At 73.2% G+C, this 22,825-nt stretch carries 16 protein-coding genes; 4 read left to right on the top strand and 12 right to left on the bottom strand.

Annotated elements, in window-relative coordinates; all coding sequences use genetic code 11:
- Nucleotides 1-317: 317 nt before the first annotated feature.
- From tyrS to argH, 3 genes are all read right to left on the bottom strand, one after another.
- Nucleotides 318-1,583, bottom strand: a complete 1,266-nt coding sequence (gene tyrS, locus FE374_RS06880; RefSeq protein ID WP_139927830.1) for a tyrosine--tRNA ligase — start codon at nt 1,581-1,583, stop codon at nt 318-320.
- Between the two features lie 147 nt (nt 1,584-1,730).
- Nucleotides 1,731-2,381 (bottom strand): DNA-3-methyladenine glycosylase, encoded by a 651-nt coding sequence (locus tag FE374_RS06875; protein WP_139927829.1) that lies wholly within the window; start codon nt 2,379-2,381, stop codon nt 1,731-1,733.
- Nucleotides 2,378-3,844 carry an argininosuccinate lyase gene (gene argH / locus FE374_RS06870; protein WP_139927828.1) on the bottom strand — a complete coding sequence of 489 codons (1,467 nt, stop codon included), beginning with the start codon at nt 3,842-3,844 and terminating at the stop codon, nt 2,378-2,380. The genes FE374_RS06875 and argH overlap by 4 nt, the downstream gene beginning before the upstream one ends.
- 265 nt (nt 3,845-4,109) lie before the next feature.
- Between argH and FE374_RS06865 the strand changes: the two genes are divergently transcribed.
- The 3 genes from FE374_RS06865 (at nt 4,110) to argF (ending at nt 11,336) form a co-directional block, all read left to right on the top strand.
- The gene (locus FE374_RS06865) at nt 4,110-8,837 is read left to right on the top strand and encodes a multicopper oxidase domain-containing protein (RefSeq protein ID WP_139927827.1); all 4,728 of its coding nucleotides are present in this window, start codon (nt 4,110-4,112) and stop codon (nt 8,835-8,837) included.
- A gap of 184 nt (nt 8,838-9,021) precedes the next feature.
- Nucleotides 9,022-10,284, top strand: a complete 1,263-nt coding sequence (locus FE374_RS06860; RefSeq protein WP_139927826.1) for an arginine deiminase — start codon at nt 9,022-9,024, stop codon at nt 10,282-10,284.
- Between the two features lie 23 nt (nt 10,285-10,307).
- A complete protein-coding gene (argF, locus tag FE374_RS06855; RefSeq protein ID WP_139927825.1) occupies nt 10,308-11,336 on the top strand; it encodes an ornithine carbamoyltransferase in 1,029 nt (342 codons plus the stop codon).
- Nucleotides 11,337-11,435: 99 nt separating this feature from the next.
- On the opposite strand, the gene FE374_RS06850 is transcribed toward argF, so the two are convergent.
- Genes FE374_RS06850 through argC form a run of 6 tightly spaced genes read right to left on the bottom strand, consistent with a single transcriptional unit; the run spans nt 11,436 to nt 17,682 of the window.
- On the bottom strand, nt 11,436-12,692 hold the full coding sequence (locus tag FE374_RS06850; protein ID WP_139927824.1) for an argininosuccinate synthase: 1,257 nt from the start codon (nt 12,690-12,692) through the stop codon (nt 11,436-11,438).
- 53 nt (nt 12,693-12,745) lie between these two features.
- Nucleotides 12,746-13,288, bottom strand: a complete 543-nt coding sequence (locus FE374_RS06845; protein WP_139927823.1) for an arginine repressor — start codon at nt 13,286-13,288, stop codon at nt 12,746-12,748.
- Complete coding sequence (locus FE374_RS06840) at nt 13,285-14,502, bottom strand: acetylornithine transaminase (protein ID WP_139927822.1); 1,218 nt, start codon at nt 14,500-14,502, stop codon at nt 13,285-13,287. The genes FE374_RS06845 and FE374_RS06840 overlap by 4 nt, the downstream gene beginning before the upstream one ends.
- Nucleotides 14,499-15,455 (bottom strand): acetylglutamate kinase, encoded by a 957-nt coding sequence (argB, locus tag FE374_RS06835; protein WP_139927821.1) that lies wholly within the window; start codon nt 15,453-15,455, stop codon nt 14,499-14,501. Before argB ends, FE374_RS06840 begins: the two co-directional genes overlap by 4 nt.
- A complete protein-coding gene (gene argJ, locus FE374_RS06830; protein WP_139927820.1) occupies nt 15,452-16,621 on the bottom strand; it encodes a bifunctional glutamate N-acetyltransferase/amino-acid acetyltransferase ArgJ in 1,170 nt (389 codons plus the stop codon). Before argJ ends, argB begins: the two co-directional genes overlap by 4 nt.
- Nucleotides 16,618-17,682 carry an N-acetyl-gamma-glutamyl-phosphate reductase gene (gene argC / locus FE374_RS06825; RefSeq protein WP_456319097.1) on the bottom strand — a complete coding sequence of 355 codons (1,065 nt, stop codon included), beginning with the start codon at nt 17,680-17,682 and terminating at the stop codon, nt 16,618-16,620. The genes argJ and argC overlap by 4 nt, the downstream gene beginning before the upstream one ends.
- An 88-nt stretch (nt 17,683-17,770) precedes the next feature.
- Here argC and FE374_RS06820 point away from each other — a divergent pair, with 88 nt between their 5' ends.
- A complete protein-coding gene (locus FE374_RS06820) occupies nt 17,771-18,754 on the top strand; it encodes a quinone oxidoreductase family protein (protein ID WP_139927818.1) in 984 nt (327 codons plus the stop codon).
- A 3-nt stretch (nt 18,755-18,757) separates the two neighbouring features.
- Here FE374_RS06820 and FE374_RS06815 read toward each other — a convergent pair whose 3' ends face one another.
- The 3 genes from FE374_RS06815 to pheT are packed head-to-tail and all read right to left on the bottom strand — an operon-like array spanning nt 18,758 to nt 22,825.
- Nucleotides 18,758-19,288: a flavodoxin domain-containing protein gene (locus FE374_RS06815; protein WP_139927817.1), complete on the bottom strand. Its 531-nt coding sequence runs from the start codon at nt 19,286-19,288 to the stop codon at nt 18,758-18,760.
- Between the two features lie 40 nt (nt 19,289-19,328).
- Entirely contained in the window at nt 19,329-20,192 is an 864-nt protein-coding gene (locus FE374_RS06810) for an SDR family oxidoreductase (protein ID WP_139927816.1), read from the bottom strand.
- Nucleotides 20,192-22,825, bottom strand: a complete 2,634-nt coding sequence (gene pheT, locus FE374_RS06805) for a phenylalanine--tRNA ligase subunit beta (RefSeq protein ID WP_139927815.1) — start codon at nt 22,823-22,825, stop codon at nt 20,192-20,194. Before pheT ends, FE374_RS06810 begins: the two co-directional genes overlap by 1 nt.

Raw genomic sequence — 22,825 nt, 5'->3', positions numbered from 1 at the left:
AGCAAGAAGAACATTACGGCGCCCCGTCGGGCCCGTCAACTTTCGGTTTCGAGGAGGTTACGGCGACGCGAACGGGCTCGTGACCTGCGCTTTCACTGCTCCGAACCGCCAAGAACGGCTCCGTCGGGGCGTCATCCGATATTCGAGACCTGGCGCACATCCGAGCACCGGAGCGCACCACCCCTGGTCGGTGTCAGCCGGACCCTTCCGGGTACTGCTCCGCCCCCGTCATACCTCGGGACGAGGGACGACGGGGGCGGACGACCCGGCCTGCTGCGCGCAACCTGCGGCGCGCGACGTGCAACTCCGTTCGCCGATCAGGACGCGTGCACGCCCACAGCGAGGTTCCGACGGCCCTTGCGCACCAGGACGTAACCGCCGTCGAGGAGGTCACCGGCGTCGATGACCCGGTCCTCGTCGTCCACTTTGTCGTTGTTGAGGTACGCCCCACCACTTGCCAGCGTGCGTCGCGCGGCGGAGCGCCCCTTTTCCAGGCCGGTGGCCACGAGCAGGTCGACCACCGTCGTCTCCCCGGGCGTGACGCCGCCCCGGGGAAGCTCGGCAACCGCGTCACCGAGCGTCACGCCGTCGAGCTCACGCAGGTCGTCGCGTCCGAACAGGGCCTGCGACGCGCGCCGTACCCGCTCGGCAACCTCGGCGCCGTGCACCAGGGCGGTGACGTCCTCGGCGAGGGCGCGCTGCGCCTCTCGCGCCTGGGGGCGTTCGGTCACCGCCGCCTCGAGCTCGGCGATCTCCTCACGCGAGCGGAAGGTGAAGACCTTCAGGTAGCCCAGGACGTCGGCGTCGTCGGTGTTGAGCCAGAACTGGTAGAAGGCGTACGGGCTGAACATGTCGCCGTCGAGCCAGATGGCCCCGCCCTCGGACTTGCCGAACTTCGTGCCGTCAGCCTTGGTGATGAGCGGGGTGGTGGCGGCGTGCACACCGTGCCCGTCGGCCTTACGGATGAGGTCTACCCCCGAGAGCAGGTTGCCCCACTGGTCGTTGCCGCCGGTCTGCAGCACGCAGCCGTGCCGACGGTGGAGCTCGAGATAGTCCAGGCCCTGGAGGATCTGGTAGCTGAACTCCGTGAAAGAGAGGCCCTCCTCGCTCGCCAGCCGGCGGGCCACCGTGTCCTTCGCCAGCATCGTGCTCAGGCGGAAGTACTTGCCGATGTCGCGAAGGAAGTCGATCGCGGAGAGGTCACCCGTCCAGTCCAGGTTGTTGACCATGCGAGCCGCGTTGTCCCCGTCGAAGGAGAGGAAGCGCCCGATCTGCGTGCGGAGCCGCTCGGTCCAGCCGGCGACCGTCTCCTTGTCGTTGAGCACCCGCTCCCCCGACATGCGGGGGTCGCCGATCATGCCGGTGGCGCCACCCACCAACGCGATCGGTCGGTGCCCCGCCCGCTGCAGGTGGCGCATCAGGACGAGCTGGACGAGGTGGCCGTGGTGGAGGCTGGGAGCGGTGGGGTCGAACCCGCAATAGAAGGTGACCGGACCCTCGCCCAGCGCCGCGCGCAAGGCGGCGATGTCTGTTGACTGTGCCAGCAGCCCACGCCACTGGAGCTCGTCGAGGATGTCAGTCACTCTTCTGCCTCTCGTCATCACCCGGGACGTCTGCCCGGGCACGCCTCCCAGTGTGCCGTGCGGTCGCCGCCAGGCCAGCATCCGCTGCTGTGCGACCGGTGTCACGAGCAGCGTCGAACGCGGGTCAACCCGGGGTGAGCACCAGCGTCACCGCCGCCGTGGCGCGGCGGGCCGGTACACCGACACGGTCGGCTCACCGTCGAGCCAGTACCGCCAGGGGAACTGGCGGGCATCGCCGCCCGGGCCTGCCACGCCCACCCGAGGCCCGTGACGCACGACGGCGGGATCCGGCGACGGCCCCAGCTGCAGCTCGGCACGGCCGCCGGCGCGCAGGACGAGGCCGCTGTCGGCGCCGGTCAGCCCGAGGGCCTGCGCCAGGCGCGCCGGGCCGCGGGCCAGATCGCGGTCGGTCCGGGCGGCGGGCCGGCGAGCTCGCGCGTGACGGTGGCCGGCGACCACTTCCCCGCCGCGCAGCAGCACGGCCGAGGCGCTGCCTTCCGGCCCGCACACGATGTTCGCGCACCAGTGCATGCCGTAGGTGAAGTAGACGTACAGCCGCCCGCCGGCCGCGAACATCGGCGCAGTGCGTGGGGTCAGACCGCGGTAGGCGTGCGAGCCCGGGTCCACCTCACCGTTGTAGGCCTCTACCTCCGTCAGGCGCAGTGCGACGGCCCCGTCGGTGGCAGCGGCGGTACTCCCGCGCACGGTGAGCACCGAGCCGAGCAGCCGCGGCGCCACCTCGAGGGAGGGGCGGCACAGCAGCTCCGCCCAGTCCTGGTCCGGCCCCGTGGTGGTCACACCGTCGCCGCGTCACCCTCAGCCCACCGGCGCAGGCGGTTGGCACGGTCGGCGGCGCGGGCGAGCTGCTCGACGACGCGCACCGGGGCGGTGCCGCCGTGCCCGTCGCGCGAGGCGATGGAGCCGGCGACGGTGAGGACCTCGCGCACCGCCGGGGTCAGGTGCGCGCTGATCTGGGCGAGCTCGGCGTCGGTGAGGTCCCACAGCTCCTTGCCCTGCGCCTCGCAGGCGCGCACGCAGGCGCCCGCGACCTCGTGGGCGTCGCGGAATGGCACACCCTGGCGCACCAGCCACTCGGCGATGTCGGTCGCCAGGGAGAAGCCCTGCGGGGCCAGCTCGGCGGTGCGGGCGGTGTCGAAGGTCAGGGTCGCGACCATGCCGGCGACGGCGGGCAGCAGCAGGTCCAGGGTGTCGACGCCGTCGAACACCGGCTCCTTGTCCTCCTGCAGGTCGCGGTTGTAGGCCAGGGGCAGGCCCTTGAGGGTGGCGAGCAGGCCCGTGAGGTCGCCGATCAGCCGGCCGGCCTTGCCACGCGCCAGCTCGGCGACGTCGGGGTTCTTCTTCTGCGGCATGATCGACGACCCGGTGGAGTAGGCGTCGTCGAGCCGGACGAAACCGAACTCCTTGGTGGCCCAGATGATGACCTCCTCGCTGAGCCGCGACAGGTCCACCCCCGTCATGGCCACGACGAACGCGAACTCGGCGACGACGTCGCGGGCGGCGGTGCCGTCGATGGAGTTCTCCACGGCGGCGTCGAACCCCAGGTCCGCGGCGACGGCGTCGGGGTCGAGGCCCAGCGAGGACCCCGCCAGCGCGCCGGACCCGTACGGGGACACCGCCGCGCGGGCGTCCCAGTCCACCCAGCGCTCCACGTCCCGCAGCAGCGGCCAGGCGTGGGCGAGCAGGTGGTGCGCGAGCAGCACCGGCTGGGCGTGCTGCATGTGGGTGCGGCCGGGCATCACGGCGTCGGGGTGGGCGGCGGCCTGGTCCACCAAGGCGTCGACGACGTCGAGGACGCCGCCGGCGAGCTCGCGGGCGCTGTCGCGCAGGTACATGCGCACGAGCGTGGCGATCTGGTCGTTGCGGGACCGGCCCGCCCGCAGCTTGCCGCCGAGCTGGGCACCGGCCCGCTCGATCAGGCCCCGCTCGAGAGCGGTGTGCACGTCCTCGTCGTCCGGGGCGGGCCCGAAGGCACCGGTGACGACGTCCTCCTCGAGCCGGCCCAGGGCGGTGAGCATGCCGGTCAGCTCGGCGTCGTCGAGCAGACCCGCGGCGTGGAGCACGCGGGCGTGGGCCCGGGAGCCGGCGATGTCGTAGCGCGCCAGGCGCCAGTCGAAGTGGGTGGACTTGCTCAGCGCCGCGAGGGCGTCGGCGGGGCCGCCGGCGAAGCGGCCGCCCCACAGGCTTAGGTGTGCGGCTGGCGCGTCGTCGGGGCGTGCGTCGGCGGAGGCGGAGTTGTCCATGGGGCGATCTTGCCGCGCGCGGGGTCGGTGGTGCACCCGCGTCCACGCCGTCCATGCCGCATGTGCCCGGTACGGGGGTTGTGTCCGAAATGCGGGTGAGAGGAGTCGCCCCCGTCTGATTCGTCCCTCACCCCCCACTTCAGACCCGGGTTCAGCCCAGGGACGGACCCGGAGAATCGTCCGCGCCGCGATCGTGTGACCAGGCACGACGACGGAGTTGCGCCGCCTTGCCTGCTGTATTCACAACGACGGCAGGAGAACTCCCATGCATCAACGAAGGTGGGCGGCGCTGGCCGTCCTCGCGCTCTTTCCTCTCGTGGCGGGGCAGCTTCCGGCGACTGCCGCACCGCGCGCGACAGCCGGACCGCAGTCGCCCGTCGACTCGACCAAGGTCCCGCACTACTACGGTCCGTGGCCCAACTGGGCGAACAGCCCGCTGACCCTCGACAACGCCGCCGTGACCATCGAGGGTGCGGGGGCGGGAGCGACCGCCGTCGCGCAGGTCGACCCGGTCAGCGGCGGCATCGCGTCGGTCGAGATCACGTCCCCTGGCCGTGGGTACGCCGCGGACACGACGACGGTGACCATCGACGGCAGCACCGGGACGACGGCGAGCGCCGCCGCAACCGTGAGCGCCAGCGGCGTCGTCACCGGCTTCACCGACATCACCCCGGGCTCGGGGTACACCTCCTTCGGTGTGACGCTCAGCGGCGGCGGTGGCAGCGGCGCGACCGCGGTCGCGTCCGGCGGGGTGGAGGCTGTCGCGATCACCGACGGCGGCAGGGGCTACACCATGCCGACCGTCGACTTCGACCTGCCCGACGACCCCAACGGCACCCGGGCCACCGGACACGTTCCCATGATCGCGAACGGCGACACCGAGGACGGCATGGACGCCGCCGGCACCATCACCAAGGTCGTCGTGGACAACCCCGGATCTGGGTATGTCACCGCACCGGCCGTCGCCATCCGCAACGGCACGCAGTTCGACCCCGTCGCGCTGGCCGACGGCGGGAGCCTCGCCGCCGTGACCACGACGCTCGTACTCACGGCCGTCAACGTCGACGCCTTCGGCACCGGCTACACCTCCGCGCCGGACGTCGCCGTCACGGGCGACGGCACCGGCGCCGCGGGGACCGCCCACACCGACGTCGGCGCCGTGACCGCCGTCAGAGTCGACACCGCCGGCGACGGATACCTCACCCCCGGCATGCGGAAGTTCGTCGACGACCTCCCGCTCACGTGCACGCCCGGCGACGCTGCCTCCCCCTGCCCGACGGACGGCGGCAAGTACATCCCCAACGCCGTGCCGGCGGAGAAGGACTACAACGGGGTGAAGTCCGACGAGTACGTCATCGGTCTCGTGCAGTACCACACCCAGTTCTCCTCCGACCTGCCCGGCACCGGCACCCTCGTGCGCGGCTACGTCCAGCTGGAGACCCCGGAGAACGCGGGCATCAGCCAGCACGTCGCACTGACGAACACCCTGCAGGACGGCACCGTCGTGCCCGTGACGGACGCCGACGGCAGCCCCGTCCTCGCCGTCACCCCGCCGCAGTACCTCGGCCCGTTCATCGGCGCCACGAAGGACAAGCCGGTGCGGATCGTGTTCCGGAACCTCCTGCCGACCGGCGCGGCGGGCGACCTGTTCCTGCCCACCGACAGCTCCATGATGGGCTCCGGCATGGCGCCGATGACCATGGCGATGCCCGACCCGGTCGACGACTCCTCCGTCACGGACGAGGTACGCAACCCGCTGTGCAGCGAGTCACCCAAGAGCGACCACTGCTTCGCGGACAACCGGGCCACGCTCCACCTGCACGGCGGCACCACACCCTGGATCAGCGACGGCACGCCCCACCAGTGGATCACCCCGGCGAACGAGAGCACCTCCTGGCCGCAGGGCGTCGGCGTGGAGAACGTGCCGGACATGGTGGATCCCGCCACCGACGCGCCCGTGTGCGAGGCCGCCGACGACGGCTGCTCGACGTTCTTCTACACCAACCAGCAGAGCGCCCGGCTGATGTTCTACCACGACCACTCGTGGGGCATCACACGCCTGAACGTCTACGCCGGCGAGGCCGCCGGCTACACCATCAGCGACGACACCGAGAAGCGGCTCGTCGCCGACGGCGTCATCCCCGGTGCCGACGCGACCCTGCCGCTGGTCGTCCAGGACAAGACGTTCGTCCCCGCCGACAGCCAGCTCTACGACACCACTGACGCCGCCGGCGCCATCACCGGGTACGGCCAGGACCCCACCTGGGACAAGTCCCGCTGGGGCGCCGAGGGCGACCTGTGGTACCACCACGTCTACATGCCCGCGCAGAACCCCGGCGACCCGTCCGGCATGAGCGCCTACGGCCGCTGGATGTACGGCCCCTGGTTCTGGCCGCCGGCGGCGGACACGAAGTACGGTCCCATCCCCAACCCGTACCACGACCCCGCCTGCAAGCTCGACGACCCGGCCACCTGGCAGTACCAGACCGACCCGTTCTGCGAGCCCGAGCAGATCCCGGGCACACCGAACGTCTCGGCGGGCATGGAGCAGTTCAACGACACCCCGGTCGTCAACGGGGTGGCCTACCCGAAGGTGACGCTGGAGCCCAAGGCCTACCGGCTGCGGATGCTCAACGCCGCCAACGACCGGTTCTTCAACTTCCAGTGGTACGTCGCCGACGCGACCCAGGGCGACGGGACGACCGAGGTCGCCCTCAAGCCGGCCGAGCTCGCCGCCGCCCAGACGGACACGACGATCTCGCCCACCCCGGTCGACGCCAACAACGACGCTGCCGGCCCGGACTGGATCCAGATCGCCTCAGAGGGCGGCTTCCTGCCCGCGCCGGCCGTGGTGGACGGTCAGCAGCCGACCACCTGGATCACGGACCCGACCCGGTTCGACGTCGGGAACGTCGACAAGCACTCGCTGCTCCTGGCACCGGCCGAGCGGGCCGACGCCATCGTCGACTTCTCGAAGTTCGCCGGGAAGACCCTGATCCTCTACAACGACGCCCCCGCCGCCTTTCCCGCGCGCGTGCCGTCCTACGACTACTACACCGGCGCGCCGGACCTCAGCCCCGTCGGCGCCCCGCAGATCCTGCCCGGCTACGGGCCCAACACCCGCACGGTCATGCAGGTCACGATCGCGCCGACGGCGCCGGCACCGGCGTTCGACATCGCCAGGCTCCGTGCCGCGTTCCGGCACAACGCGAGCGGCACCGGTGTGTTCGAGTCGGGCCAGAACCCGATCATCGTCGGTCAGGACGCCTACGACTCCGCCTACGGCACGAACTTCCCGGCGGCGGCCAGCTGCAACGCCCCGAACAGCACTGCGAAGAGCTGCGACGGCCTGGTCCGGGTGAACGACACCACGGACTTCGGCTTCAACACCCTGCGGTCGCCGGGCGCCAGGACGGTGATGAAGCTCGAGCCGAAGGCGCTGCACGACGAGACGAACTCGACGACGTTCGACGAGTTCGGGCGGATGCAGGCCACGATGGGGCTCGAGGCCCAGCCACCCACCCCGGGGGCGCAGAACGTCACGCTCTACCCGTACGTCAACCCGCCCACGGAGCTGATCGACGCGACGGGCCTGCCCAGGGCGGAGGTCAGGCTCGATGCCGACGGCCGACCGTCCGGCGACGTCCGGGTGGCACCGCTGGGCACCGCGCCCGACGGCAGCCAGATCTGGCGCTTCACCCACAACGGGGTGGACACGCACCCGATCCACTTCCATCTCTACGACGTCCAGGTCCTCAACCGGGTCACCTGGGACAACATCATCATCCCGACGGAGGCGTCCGAGCTGGGGTGGAAGGACACCGTGCGGATGAGCCCGCTGGAGGACACGATCGTCGCCCTCCGGCCGATCATCCCGAGGGTGCCGTTCGAGGTGCCCAACGCCGTGCGGCCCCTCAGCCCGATGATGGAGCTCGGCGCGACCGCCGGGTTCAACAGCGTCGACCCGCAGGGCAACCCGACCGCGCCGATCACCAACAAGCTCGTGAACTTCGGGTGGGAGTACGTGGTCCACTGCCACATCCTCAGCCACGAGGAGATGGACATGATGCGGCCGGTGTCGGTGGCGCTACCGCCGCAGACGCCGGACGGGCTCGCCTGGGCCGTCACGGGCAACGGCAAGAACGCCCGGGTCAGGCTGACGTGGAACGACCAGTCGATCACCGAGACCAGCTTCCTCGTCCAGCGCACGACCGACGGCAGGGCCTGGACCGACGTCGGGACGGTCGCCTCGCCGCTCGACCAGCCCAACGTCCACGGGGCGCGGGCCTTCACCGACCCCACCTCGAACGCGACCACCCCGTACCGCTACCGGGTCGTGGCCCAGAACACCGTGGGCTACGGCGGGGCGTTCCCGTCCGTCACGGCGGCCTCGACGTCCGCCACGGTCGGGGTCAACACGCCGGCCGCGCCGACGGCCCTGACGGCGACGCTGCAGAGCGGCCCCCGGGTGAGCCTCACCTGGCGGGACAACGCCACCAACGAGTCCGGCTTCGTGGTGGAACGGTCCGCCGACGGCGGAGCGACCTTCACTCAGCTCACGACGGCGCCCGCGCGCAACAGCACGGGCAACGTCACGTACGTGGACACCACACCGGCCCTGGGCTCCACGTACGCCTACCGGGTGACCGCGGTGAACGCCGCGGGGAGCTCCGCCCCGGCCCAGCTCGCCGTGACCGCCGGTCCGCCGGCGGCGCCCACGAACCTGGCGGGCAAGGCCGCCCGCCAGGGTGGCAACGAGCGCATGACCCTGACCTGGACAGACGTCGCCGACAACGAGGCGAGCCAGACGATCCAGTGGAGCACCACCACGGCCTTCACCTCGGTGGCCGGGAGCACCAGCGCGCCGGCCAACGCGACGAGCCTCACCACGGGGAACGTCGCACGGCAGCAGTGGTTCGTCCGCATCCGGGCGACGAACGTGCTCGGTTCCTCGGCCTGGTCGCCGGTGGCCACGGTGGCTCCGGCGCCGTGAGCGGCTGAGCAGGCGCCGGACGGCGCACGGCCGGCGGCGGTCCTCGGGCCGCCGTCGGCCCTTGCGCGTCCAGGGCCACCGCAGGCGTCGGCGCGCCGCCCGCGCACGCCGTCGCCTTTCGGGCGGCCGCGGCCTGTGGCAAGTTTGGCCTGCCCGCCGCATCCGCCGACCCGAGCGAGGAGACATGCTCACGGAGAAGCCCGCGCCCGGCCCGGCGCCGACCCCCGCCGGCACGCTCGGCGTCGCCTCCGAGGTGGCCCGGCTCCGGCAGGTGATCCTGCACCGGCCCGGCCGGGAGATGACGCGGCTGACGCCGCAGAACAAGGACGAGCTGCTCTTCGACGACCTGCTGTGGCTCCCCCGCGCCCAGGAGGAGCACGACGAGTTCGCCGCGGTCCTCGCCGCCGCGGGCGTGGAGGTGCTCTTCCTGACGGACCTGCTGCGCGAGATCCTCGCCGTGCCCGAGGCCCGCCGGTACGTCGTCGACCACACCTTCGGGGTGCGCCTGCACGGGCCCAGCGCCGCGCCGGTGCTGCGCGCGATGGCGGAGGCGATGGACGACGCCGAGCTGACCGACGTCCTCATCGGCGGCATGACCAAGCGCGAGATGCTCGAACGGACCGTGGAGCCGCGCTCGATCGTGCTCGCCTCCCTCGGGCTCGACGACCTCGTGCTGCCCCCGCTGCCCAACCACCTGTTCACCCGTGACACCTCCTCCTGGGTGTACGACGGCGTCGCAGTGAACTCGATGCGGATGCCGGCCCGGGTGCGCGAGTCCGTCCACCTCGAGGCGATCTACCGGTGGCACCCGCGGTTCGCGGGCAGTGCGCACCACCGCTGGTCGGCGCCGCTCGCGGACGCGATCACCACCGTGGAGGGCGGGGACGTGCTCGTGCTCGGCGACGGCGCGGTGCTTGTGGGCATGGGCGAGCGCTCCACCCCGCAGGGCGTCGACCTGTTCGCCTCCCGGCTGTTCGCCGCCGGCGCGGCCGACCGGGTGGTGACCCTGTCCATGCCCAAGGCCCGGGCATTTATGCACCTGGACACCGTCATGACGATGGTGGACGAGCGTTCCTTCATCAAGTACGCGGGCCTGGGCATGCTGCCCTCCGCCACCCTGACCCCGACGGGTGACGGCCTGCGGGTGGTGCCCCACGAGCCCGAGCACATGCACGGCGTGATCGCCGAGGCCATGGGTGTGACCGGCCTGCGCATCCTCGCCCCGGAGCAGGACGTGCACTCCGCCGCCCGGGAGCAGTGGGGCGACGGGTGCAACGCGTTGGCGATCGCCCCGGGCGTGGTCATCACCTACGACCGCAACGCCACCGCGAACGCGTACCTGCAGGACCTGGGCATCGATGTGCGGGTGGTCCCCGGCGGGGAGCTGGGGCGCGGACGCGGCGGACCGCACTGCATGAGCTGCCCTACGATCCGGGAGGGCATCTGAGGATACGAGACTGGGGTACGAGCGTGACCATCGACCTGCGCGGACGCAGCTTCGTCAAGGAGCTGGACTTCACCGGTGAGGAGTGGCGGTACCTGCTCGACCTGTCCGCGACGCTAAAGGCCGCCCGCCGGGCCGGCACCGAGGAGCCGCGCCTGCGTGGCAAGAACATCGCCCTGATCTTCGAGAAGACCTCCACCCGCACCCGGACCGCGTTCGAGGTGGCCGCGCACGACCAGGGCGCCCACGTCACCTACCTCGACCCCGCCGGCTCCCAGATCGGGCACAAGGAGTCCGTCAAGGACACCGCCCGCGTGCTCGGCCGCATCTTCGACGGCATCGAGTACCGCGGCGCCCGGCAGGCCGACGTCGAGACGCTCGCCGAGCACGCCGGGGTGCCGGTGTTCAACGGGCTCACCGACGAGTGGCACCCCACGCAGATGCTCGCCGACCAGCTGACCATGCGCGAGCACGCGCCGCTCGTGGACGGCCGGCGCAAGCCGGACGAGGAGATCGCCTTCGCCTACGTCGGCGACGCCCGCAACAACACCGCCCACTCCCTCCTCGTCGCCGGCGCCATGCTCGGCATGGACGTCCGGCTCGTCGCCCCGGCCGGGCTCCAGCCCGAGCCCGCGGTGGTGGCGCAGGCGGAGGAGGTCGCGGCCCGGACCGGCGCCCGGCTCCTGGTCACCGAGGACGTGGCCGACGGCGTCCGCGGGGTCGACTTCGTCTCCACCGACGTGTGGGTCTCCATGGGCGAGGCGAAGGAGACCTGGGACGCGCGCATCGCGCTGCTGCACGGCTACCAGGTCAACGCCGACCTCCTCGCGGCAACCGGCAACCCGGCCGTGAAGTTCATGCACTGCCTACCCGCGTTCCACGACCTGGGCACGTCCCTCGCGCGCGAGATCCACGAGCGCACCGGGATGGACGCCCTGGAGGTCACCGACGAGGTCTTCGAGTCCTCGGCCTCTGTGGTGTTCGACCAGGCCGAGAACCGCATGCACACCATCAAGGCGGTGCTCGTCGCGACCCTCGCCGGGCCGCGAGGATGAGCGGTCCCCCCGAGCATCCGTGAGATGTCATCTTCTCCGCGAGATGTCGATGACATGTCGCGGAGAAGATGACATCTCGCGCGCTCTGGGCGGTTCGCTCTACAGCTCCACGCCGTTGCCGAAGCGCTCGTCGCGGGCCGCCGAGAGCTTCGAGGTCATGCCGAAGATCTCGATGAAGCCCTTGGACTGGGACTGGTCGTACGCGTCGCCGGTGTCGTAGGTGGCGAGGTTGAAGTCGTACAGGCTCTGGTCACTGCGCCGGCCGGTGACCGTGGCGCGGCCGCCGTGAAGCACCAGGCGGATGTCGCCGGAGACGTAGCGCTGGGTGTCGTCGATGAAGACGTCCAGGGAGTGCTTGAGCGGGGAGAACCACTGGCCGTCGTAGACCAGCTCAGTCCAGCGCTGCCCGACGCCGCGCTTGAAGCGGGCCTGCTCGCGCTCGAGGGTGACGTTCTCCAGCTCCTGGTGGGCGGCGATGAGCGCCATCGCGCCGGGTGCCTCGTACACCTCGCGGGACTTGATGCCCACGAGCCTGTCCTCGACGATGTCGATCCGGCCCACGCCCTGGGCACCGGCGCGGCGGTTGAGCTCCTGGATGGCCTGCAGGGGGGTCACGGCCTGGCCGTCGAGCGCGACGGGGACGCCCTCCTTGAAGGTGATGACGACCTCGTCCGGCAGCGGCGGGTAGGTGGGGTCGTCGGTGTAGGAGTAGACGTCCTTGGTGGGCGCGTTCCAGATGTCCTCGAGGAACCCGGTCTCGATGGCCCGGCCCCACACGTTCTGGTCGATCGAGAAGGGGTTGTGCTTGGTGGTCTCGATCGGCAGGGAGTGGGTGTTGGCGTACTCGATGGCGACGTCGCGGGTCAGCGCGAGGTCCCGCACCGGGGCGATGCAGCGCACGTCCGGCGCCAGGGAGGTGATGCCCACCTCGAAACGCACCTGGTCGTTGCCCTTGCCCGTGCAGCCGTGGGCCACGGTGGTGGCGCCGAACTGACGTGCGGCGCGGACGAGGTGCTTGACGATGACCGGGCGGGACAGGGCGGAGACGAGCGGGTAGGCGTTCATGTACAGCGCGTTCGCCTTGAGCGCCGGCATGCAGTACTCCTCGGCGAACTCGTCGCGCGCGTCCGCCACGTAGGCCTCGACGGCCCCGCAGTCCAGGGCCCGCTGGCGGATGACCTCCAGGTCCTCCCCGCCCTGCCCGACGTCCACGGCGACGGCGATGACCTCGGCCCCGGTGCGCTCACCGATCCAGCCGATCGCGACGGAGGTGTCCAGGCCGCCGGAGTAGGCGAGCACCACCCGTTCCTTCTTGGGCGCGGTGGGGCTGGAGGACTGGGGCAGGGTCTGGGTCATGAGGGTGTCTCCTGGGTGGTTCTTCTCCCGGCGGGCAGGCGCCCACGGGGTCGTCAGGGCTGGGGGCGGCCGCGTCCGGCGAGGTCGAGCAGGCGCGCGGCGACCGACTGGGCCGACGCGGCGTCCCGCGTGATCACCAGCACGGTGTCGTCCCCGGCGATGCAGCCCAGCACGTTGGGCAGCACGGAGTGGTCGATGGCGGACGCGAGCAGCTGCGCGGCCCCGGGCGGGGTGCGCAGCACCACCTGGTTGGCGGTGGTGTCCGCGGCGACGAGCACCTCGGCGCACCAGCGCTGCAGCCGTGCGGCGATCTGCTCCAGCTCGCTCGCCGGGCGGCCGGCGCCGCCCTCGGGCGGCAGGGCGTACACCTGGTCGCCGTCGACACCGCGCACCTTCAGGGCGCGCAGCTCGTCCAGGTCGCGGGACAGCGTGGCCTGGGTGGCCTGGATGCCGCGCGCAGCGAGGGCGTCCCGGAGCTCGGCCTGGGACTTGACCGCCGAGTGCGTCAGGATCTCGGCGATGACGGCGTGCCGACCGGTCTTCGTCGCGGCCACCCGGGTGGTGGGCCCCTCACCGGGCCCGGCCACGGCGCTCATCGTCGTCCCTCCGTGCCGACGGCGGCGAGCGCCGTCGGCAGGGCGTCGACGAACGTCTGCGCCTGCTCCTGGGTGAGGATGAGCGGCGGTGCCAGGCGCAGCGCGTCCTCGCGGACGGGGTTGACGATGAACCCCGACTCCAGGAGCGCGGCGCTGACCTCCTTGGCCACCGGGTCGGCGAGGTCGACGGCCAGGAGGAGGCCCTCGCCGCGCACCTCCCCCACCCCGGCATGGCCGAGCCCGCCGAGCTTCTCCTTCAGCCACGTGCCCACCTCGGCGACGTGCTCGAGGAGCCCGTCCTCCAGGACGCCGATCACGGCCAGGGCCGCCGCGGCGGCGAGCGGGTTGCCGCCGAAGGTGGTGCCGTGCTGGCCCGGGCCGAGCAGCGTCGCGGCGTGCTCGCCGAGCGCGACCGTCGCGCCGATCGGGAACCCGGCGCCCAGGCCCTTGGCGAGGGTGACGACGTCGGGCACCACGCCGTCGCCCCAGGGCAGGTGGTGGGCCATCCAGGTACCGGTGCGGCCCATGCCCGACTGGACCTCGTCGAGCACGAGCAGCGCCCCGGCGGCCGTGGTGAGCTCGCGCGCCCGGGCGAGGTAGCCAGGGGGCAACGGCCGCACCCCCGCCTCGCCCTGCATGGGCTCGAGGAACAGCGCCGCGACGTCGTCGCCCATGGCGGCCTCGAGCGCGGCGACGTCCCCGAACGGGACGAACTCCACGCCGCCGGGCAGCGGTTCGAACGGCTGGCGGTACGCGGCCTTGTGGGTCAGGGCCAGGGCGCCCATGGTGCGGCCGTGGAAGGCGCCCTCCAGGGCCAAGATTCGCGGGCGGTCGGGGCCGCCGTGGCGGCGGGCCATCTTGAAGGCGGCCTCGTTGGCCTCGGTGCCGGAGTTGGCCAGGAACACCCGGGACCCGGTCGGTGCCCCGCCGGGGGTGACGATCCCGAGGAGCTTCTCGGCCAGAGTGATCTGCGCCGGGGTGGCGAAGAAGTTCGAGACGTGGCCCAGGGTGCTCAGCTGCTCGGTCACGGCGGCGACGACGGCGGGGTGGGCGTGGCCCAGGGCGTTGACGGCGATGCCGCCGAGCAGGTCGAGGTAGCGCCGGCCGTCCGCGTCCCAGACGTAGGCGCCCTCGCCGCGCACCAGCACCCGCTGGGGCGGGCCGAACGTGTTCATCAGCGCGCCGCCGTAGCGCTGCGCCCAGTCCTGGCTCATGCCTCTCCCTCCCGGTCGGGCACCACGAGCGTGCCCACCCCGGCGTCGGTGAAGATCTCCAGCAGCATCGAGTGGGGCTGCCGGCCGTCGATGACGTGGGCCTGGGGCACGCCGCCCCGCACCGCCCGCAGGCAGGCCTCCATCTTGGGCACCATCCCGGTCAGCAGCGCCGGCAGCATCGCCTCGAGCTCGGTCGCGCGCAGCTGGCTGATCAGCGAGGCCGGGTCCGGCCACGCGGCGTAGAGGCCCTCGACGTCGGTGAGCATCACGAGCTTGGTGGCGTCCAGGGCCACGGCGAGCGCGGCGGCGGCGGTGTCCGCGTTGACGTTGAGCACCTGGCTGGGGTCGGCCGCGTCCAGGGCCACCGTGGAGACCACCGGGATGCGCCCGGCGGCGAGGAGGTCCTCCACCGCCTGCGGGTCGACCGCGACGACGTCGCCCACCAGCCCGACGTCCACCGGGGCGCCGTCGACCGTGGCCGGGCGGCGCTCGGCGGTGAGCAGCTGGCCGTCCTCGCCGGACAGGCCCACCGCGTGGGCGTCCTCCGCGTTGAGCAGGCTGACGAGCTCGCGCTGCACCTGCCCGGTGAGCACCATGCGGACGACGTCCATCACCTCGGGCGTGGTCACCCGCAGCCCGCCGCGGAACTCCGTCTCCAGGCCCAGCCGGTCGAGCAGCAGGGAGATCTGCGGGCCGCCGCCGTGCACGATGACCGGCTGCAGGCCCACCTGGTGCAGGAAGAGGACGTCCTGGGCGAAGGCGCGTTTGAGCCGATCGTCGACCATGGCGTTGCCGCCGTACTTGATGACCACCCGGGCGCCGGAGAAGCGGCGCAGCCAGGGCAGCGCCTGGATCAGGACCTCGGCCTTCTGGGAGGCGAGGAGGTCGCGTTCGGTGTCGAAGTTCTCGTCGGCCGGGACCAGTGCCCCGGCGCCGTCGGGGTGCCCGCTCATGTGGAGTACGCGCTGTTCTCGTGGACGTAGTCGTGCGTGAGGTCGTTGGTCCAGACCGTGGCCGTCGCGGGCCCGGCGTGCAGGTCGATCTCCACGTGGACCTCGCGGGCGGCGGCCAGGTCCACGAGGGAGCGGTCCTCTCCCACCCCGCCGGCGCGGCAGACCGTCATTCCGTTGATGGCCACGTCGACGGCGTCGGCCTCGAACGGGGCGACCTCCACGGGCACGGTGCCGACGGCGGAGAGCACCCGGCCCCAGTTGGGGTCGTTGCCGAACACGGCGGCCTTGAACAGGTTCGAGCGTGTCACCGCCCGGGCCACGGCGACGGCGGCGCCCTCGCTGGTGGCGCCGCGGACGGTGACCGCGATGTCGTGGCTGGCGCCCTCGGCGTCGGCCACCAGGGCCCGGGCCAGCGCTGCGCACGCGGCGGTGAGCGCCTCGGTGAGCTCCGCGGCGTCCACGACGACGCCGGAGGCGCCGGAGGCGAGCAGGACGACGGTGTCGTTGGTGGACATGCACCCGTCGGAGTCGACCCGGTCGAAGGTGACCGCGGTGGCGGCGCGCAGGGCGGCGTCGGCGTCCGCGGCGGGAACGACGGCGTCGGTGGTGAGCACGCAGAGCATGGTGGCCAGGCCGGGGGCGAGCATGCCGGCCCCCTTGGCCATGCCGCCCACGGACCAGGCGCCGTCGCCGCGCTCGAGCGCGACCTCCTTCGGCACCGTGTCGGTGGTCATGATCGCCGTGGCCGCGGCCGGGCCGCCGTCGCCCGCCAGCGCTGCCGCGGCGGCGTCGATCCCGCCGAGCAGTGCGGGCATGTCGAGCCGCTCGCCGATGAGCCCCGTGGAGCACACGAGCACGTCACCGGCGGAGACGCCCAGGACGTCGGCCATGTGCTCGGCGGTGCGGTGCGTGTCGGCGAAGCCGTCGGGGCCGGTGCAGGCGTTGGCGCCGCCGGAGTTGAGGACGACGGCGTGCGCCACGCCGTCGCCGACCGCGGTGCGTGACCACACCACCGGGGCGGCGACCACCCGGTTGGTGGTGAACACGCCGGCGGCGACATGCTCCGGGCCGTCGTTGACGACCAGCGCGACGTCCGGTCTGCCGGAGGCCTTGAGACCGGCGGTCACGCCGGCGGCGCGGAAGCCGCGGGGGGTGGTGACGCTCACGGGGCGACCCCCACGGCGGTCAGGCCGGCGGTCTCTGCCAGGCCGAGGGCGAGGTTCATGGACTGCACGGCGGCACCTGCGGTGCCCTTGACGAGGTTGTCGATCGCGCACAGGGCGACCACGCGGCCGGCCCGCTCGTCCACCACCACCTGCACGACGGCGGTGTTGGCGCCGGTGACCATCGCGGTCGTGGGCCAGGTGCCCTCGGGCAGCAGGTGCACGAACGGCTCGTCGGCGTAGTGCTGCTCCCACGCCGCCCGGACCGTGGCCGCAGTGGTCCCGGCCGTGAGCGGTGCGGTCACGGTGGCGAGGATGCCGCGCGAGACCGGCGCGAGGACGGGAGTGAAGGACACCCGCACCTCCCCGGCGCCGGCGGCGCGCAGGTTCTGCTCGATCTCCGGGACGTGCCGGTGCGTGCCGCCGACGGCGTACGGGGCCAGCGAGCCGAGCGCCTCGGCGGCCAGCAGGTGCGTCTTGGCGGCCTTGCCGGCGCCGGAGTAGCCCACCGCCAGGACCGCGACGACGTCACGCGGGTCCACCACGCCGGCGGCGACCCCCGGCTGCAGGGCGAGCGTGACGGCGGTGACGTTGCAGCCCGGCACGGCCACGTGCCGGGCCGAGCGCAGCACGTCGCGCTGACGGGTGCCGCGGTCCGCGAGGATGAGCTCGGGCAGCCCGTACGGCCAGGTCCCGGCGTGCGCGCTGCCGTAGAACTGCTCCCAGGCGCCCGCGTCGGTCAGCCGGTGGTCGGCGCCGCAGTCGAGCACGAGGGCCGTCGAGCCCGCCGCCGCCAGCGCCGCGGTCAGCTCGCCGGACTTCCCGTGCGGCAGGGCGAGGACGACGACGTCGTGGCCGTGCAGGCTCTCCACGCTGGTGGGCCGCAGCACACGGTCCGCCAGCGGCAGCAGGTGCGGGTGGGCGTCGCCCATGCGCTGGCCCGCGTTGGTGTGCGCGGTGAGCGCGCCGATCTCGATCTGGGGGTGCGCCAGGAGCAGGCGCAGCACCTCGCCGCCCGCGTACCCGGAGGCGCCGGCGACAGCCACGGTAAAAGTCACGTGCATAAGCATACAGACTCCTGCATGTGGTGCGTGACATCTCACCATCTGCTCGCGCCGGGCCGCCCGGACGCGGCGGCGGCATGCTGACCCCATGCGCGCGATCCATGCCACCGCGGCCGGTGGCCCCGAGGTCCTGTCCGTCGTCGACGTCCCGGCTCCCGAGCCCGGACCGGGCGAGCTGCTGGTCGACGTGGCCGCCGCGGGCGTCAACTTCATCGACACCTACAAGCGTTCGAACGTCTACCCGATGCCGTTCCCGCACACCGCCGGCGAGGAGGGCGCGGGGACGGTGCGCGCCGTCGGTGAGGGGGTCACCGAGCTCGCCCCCGGCGACCGGGTGGCCTGGGCCAGCGCGCCGGGCTCCTACGCCGAGCAGGTGCTGGTCCGGGCGGACGTCGCGCTGCCGGTGCCCGCCGGGGTGGACCTGGAGACGGCCGCGGCCCTGCCGCTGCAGGGGATGACCGCCCACTACCTGGTGGCGTCCACGTTCCCCGTCCAGCCGGGCCACACGGTGCTGCTCACCGCGGCCGCCGGCGGGGTGGGCCTGCTGCTCACCCAGCTCGCCACCGCGCGCGGCGCCAGGGTGATCGGGCTGGTGGGGAGCGCCGAGAAGGAGGCCTTGGCCCGCGAGGCGGGCGCGGCGGAGGTGATCCGGTACACCGAGCTCGACGACCTGACCACCGAGCTGCCTGCTCTGGTGCGCGACCTCACCGACGGCGTGGGCGGGGACGTCGCCTACGACGGCGTGGGCAAGGACACCTTCGACGCCTCGCTCGCCAGCCTGCGCCGCCGCGGCATGCTCGTGCTGTTCGGCGGCGCGAGCGGGCAGGTGCCGCCGTTCGACCCGCAGCGGCTCAACGCGGCCGGCTCGCTGTTCCTGACCCGGCCGAAGATGGCCGACTACACGGCGGAGAAGGCGGAGACCCGCTGGCGCGCCGGCGAGCTCTTCGACGCCGTCGCCGCCGGCACCCTGGACGTGCGGGTCGGGGCCCGGTACCCGCTGGCCGAGGCCGCCCGGGCGCACGAGGCGCTCGAGGGCCGCGCGACCACCGGCAAGGTGCTGCTGGTCCCGTAGGAGTCAGCGCGTGAGCAGGCTGCCCTCGCCGCTGGGGGTGAGGTGCTCGCGGAGGTTGGCGGCGATGCCCCGGCCCCAGGCGCGGATCTTGTCCCACTCGCGGTAGTCGCCCTCCGGGGCGCTGCTGAGGCGGGTGACGGACCGCTCACGCAGGCCGAGCGCCGTCGCGTCGAGCCGGCCGCGGAAGGTCGTGGAGTCGATGGGGTCGATCTGGCGGACGAGGCCGGACGCCCGGGCCGGGTCCTGCACCTGGCCCGTGGTGGCCACCCCGGCCAGGCCGCAGGAGAACACCCACACGGGCAGCCGGCGCAGCGCGTCGCCCTGCCGGGCGACCAGGTCCCGCATGGACTCCATCCACTGGGTCATGTACACCGCGGAGCCCAGCACGACGGCGTCGATGCCGTCGAACGAGCGGACCTCGGCCGGGGCCACCCGCTTGGCCTGCAGACCGGCGGCCCGCAGCTCCTCCACGATGACGTCACCGATCTCGGCGGTGGCGTTGTGCTTGGACGCGACGACGACGAGGACCTTCATGCTCCCACTCTGACCCTCGACGGCGAGAGCTCCGCGGGACCTATGTCCCGTTCTGCCCGGTCCTCCCCGAGGGCCAGTCGCGAACGCGCAGCCGGCGGGTGTCCGGGCCGAGCTCACCCAGGGAGCCGCGGAACCGCAGAGAGGCGGGGGTGTCGGTGCCGGCCCGCAGGTACCGCCCGGACAGGTCGTCCAGGCCGCCGCGGGCGATGACCACGACCAGCTCGACGACGTCGGCCACGTCCGTCCACTCGGTGCGGGCGGTGTGCGCGCGCATCGACCGGGTCATGTCGGTGACCACCACCCCGGGTGCCACCTCGAACGTGCGCAGGCCGCGGGCGTACCCGGCCTCGTGCAGGCTCCCGCCGATGCGGAACAGGGCGGTCTTGGACACGTTGTAGGCGGTGGCGTCCGGGGTGTCGCGGGTGCCGGCACCGGAATTGAGGTCCACCACGCGGCCACCGCCGCGGTTCAGCATGCCGGGCACGACGGCGTGGGCGAGGAGGAAGGGTCCGCGCACGTTGGTCTCGACCACGTCCCACCACTCGGTGGGGTCGGCCTCCCACAGCGGCACCTCGGTGTCGATGCGGCCGGCATTGTTGACGAGCAGGTCGATCGCACCGAGCTCGGTCTCCGCCGCCCCGACGGCAGCCGTAACGGCACCGCCGTCGGTGACGTCCGCGGCGAGCACGACGGCGCGCCGCCCGAGCCCCCGGACCTCCGCGGCCACCTCGGCCAGGCGGTCGGCGTCGCGGGCCAGCAGGGCGACGTCGAGGCCGGCCCGGGCCAGCCCGCCCGCCACGGCGCGGCCGATGCCGCGCGAGGCGCCGGTGACCAGGGCGGTGCGGGCGGGCGGGACGACGGCGTCGACCGGTCCCTGGCGCCCACCCGCCACGGGGCTGCTCATCAGCTGCGCAGCTCCGCGCCCACACGGGCGCCCGCCACCTGGACGATCCGGTCACGCACCGCGGCGGTCTCCTCCGCCGTGAGCGTGCGGTCGGCGGCGCGCAGCCGCAGGGCGAACGCGAGGGACTTCTTGCCCGCGCCGAGCTGCTCGCCGGTGAAGACGTCGAAGAGACGCACCTCCTCGGCGAGCTCTCCGGCGCCCTCGCGCACCGCCGCGAGCACGTCGGCCGCAAGCACGGCGGCGTCGACGACCAGCGCGACGTCCTCCTTGGCGAGCGGGAACGTCGAGACCGGCGCCACCTGCACGGGGTCCGCCGGGCTGGCGGCGAGCACGGCGTCGAGGTCCAGCTCGAAGGCCACGGTGCGTGGCGGGAGCTCGAGCGCCTCGCAGACCTTCGGGTGCAGCTCGCCGGCGTGACCGACCAGCTGCTCCCCGCCGCCCGTGCGCACCACGAGCTCGGCGCACCGGCCGGGGTGCCAGGGCGCCGCGGCACCCGAGCGCACGGTCAGCGCCACGCCGACGGTGCAGGCCGCCTGCCGGGCGGCCTCGACGGCGTCGGCCCAGTCGCTGGGCCGGCCGGCGCCCCACACCCCGTCGGGGCCCCGCTGCCCGGCGAGCACCCCGGCGACGTGCCGCGGCTGGGCCGGGACGGCGGCGTGCAGGGCGGCGAGCTCGGCGCCGCCGGGGCGGCGGTCCACGCCGGGCCCCCCGGTGGCGACCATCCCGTCGGGCCGGGTCACCAGGCCGATCTCGAAGAGGGCGAGCTCCGTGGCGCCGCGGCCGACGTTGCGCCGCGCGGTCTCCAGGAGCGTGTCGAGCAGCGAGGTGCGCAGCGCGGGTGTGTCGTCGGCGATCGGGTTGACCAGCCGCAGCGTCCGGCGTCGCACGTCGTCGGCCGGCAGGCCCATCTTGTCGTGCACGTCGCCGATGAACGGGTAGGACAGCACCTGGGTCAGGCCCTGCTCGGCCAGGGTGCGGGCCACGTCACGGCGCTGCCGCTGCGCCACGGTCAGCCCGCGGCCGGCCGGCGCGGGGGGCAGCACGGACGGGATCGCGTCGTAGCCGGCGAGCCGGGCGACCTCCTCGACCAGGTGCGCGGGGCCGACCAGGTCCGGGCGCCACGTGGGCGGGTTTACGGTGACCGTCCCGGCGGCGTCGTCAGCGCCGTCGTCGTCAGCGGTGGTGAGGCCGTCGGCCACCATGGTGACGGCGCAGCCGATCTGACGCAGGAGGTCGAGCACCTGCTCGCGCGGGTAGTCCACACCCACCAGGCGCGGGGCCTGGGCGGGGTCGAACTCGATCGGCGTGGGCGCGGCCGTGGTGTCCAGGTCGCTGACGGCCGGGTCGGCGGTGCCGCCGCCGTGCTCGACGAGGAGGTCGACCACCCGCTGCGCGGCGACGGCCTGCAGTGCGGTGTCCACGCCGCGCTCGAAGCGCTTGGCCGCCTCGGTGGGCAGCCGGTGGCGCCGGGCGGTGCGGGCGATGGAGACGGGGTCGAAGTGGGCGGCCTCGACGAGGATGTCGGTGGTCGCACCGGAGACCTCGGTGTCCGCCCCGCCCATGACGCCGGCGAGGCCGAGCACGCGGGAGCCGCGTGCGCCGTCGGGCGAGTCGGTGATGAGGAGGTCCTCGGCGTCGAGGGTGCGCTCGACGTCGTCCAGGGTGGTCAGGCGCTCCCCCGCGACGGCGCGGCGCACCACGATCGGCCCGCTGACCGTGGCCAGGTCGTAGGCGTGCAGCGGCTGGCCGAGGTCGAGCATGACGTAGTTGGTGACGTCCACGGCCAGGGAGATCGGGCGCATGCCGGCCTGGACGAGACGCTCGGTCATCCACGCGGGCGACGCCGCGACCGGGTCGACGCCGCGCACGACCCGGGTGACGAACCGGTCGCAGCCGACCTGACCGTTGAGTGGGGCGGTGTCGTCGACCTCGACGGGGAAGCCGTCCGGGGTCGGGGCGGGCACCGTGCCGCCTGGGAGGTTCTCCGGCAGGCCGGGATCGGTGAAGGGCGCCCCGGTGGCGTGGGCGTACTCCCGGGCCACGCCGCGCATGGAGAAGCAGTAGCCCCGGTCCGGGGTGACGTTGATCTCCAGCACCTCCTGACCCAGGCCGAGGAGGGCCAGGGCGTCGGTGCCGGGGGCCGGGACGCGCTCGGCGCCGAGCAGCTCTTCGAGCACGATGATCCCGGAGTGGTCCTCGCCCAGGCCAAGCTCGCGGGCGGAGGAGATCATGCCGTCGGAGATGTGCCCGTAGGTCTTGCGGGAGGCGATGGGGAACGGGCCGGGCAGGACGGCGCCCGGCAGGGCGACGACGACGTGGTCACCCTCGGCGAAGTTGTGCGCGCCGCAGATGATGCCGCGGCTGGGCACGTCAGCCGGCTCCTTCCCGGTGCCGGGGGCGTCGTTGTGCTCGCCGACGTCCACGCGGCAGTAGTTGATCGTCTTGCCGTTCTTCTGCTCCTCCTTGGAGATGCTGAGGACGCGGCCGACGACGAGCGGGCCGGTGACGGCCGGCGGGACGATCCGCTCGGGCTCGAGCCCGACCTTGACGAGGGCGGCTGCGAGGTCGGCGGCGGTGGTGGCCGCGGGCACGTCCGTGTGCTCGGCGAGCCAGGTCAGCGGGACGTACGGCAT

Origin of the sequence: Georgenia yuyongxinii (assembly GCF_006352065.1) — a bacterium.
GTDB classification, from domain to species: Bacteria; Actinomycetota; Actinomycetes; order Actinomycetales; family Actinomycetaceae; genus Georgenia; species Georgenia yuyongxinii.
Note: the sequence above shows the minus strand (reverse complement) of the source record. Positions and strands in the feature narration are given on the sequence as shown.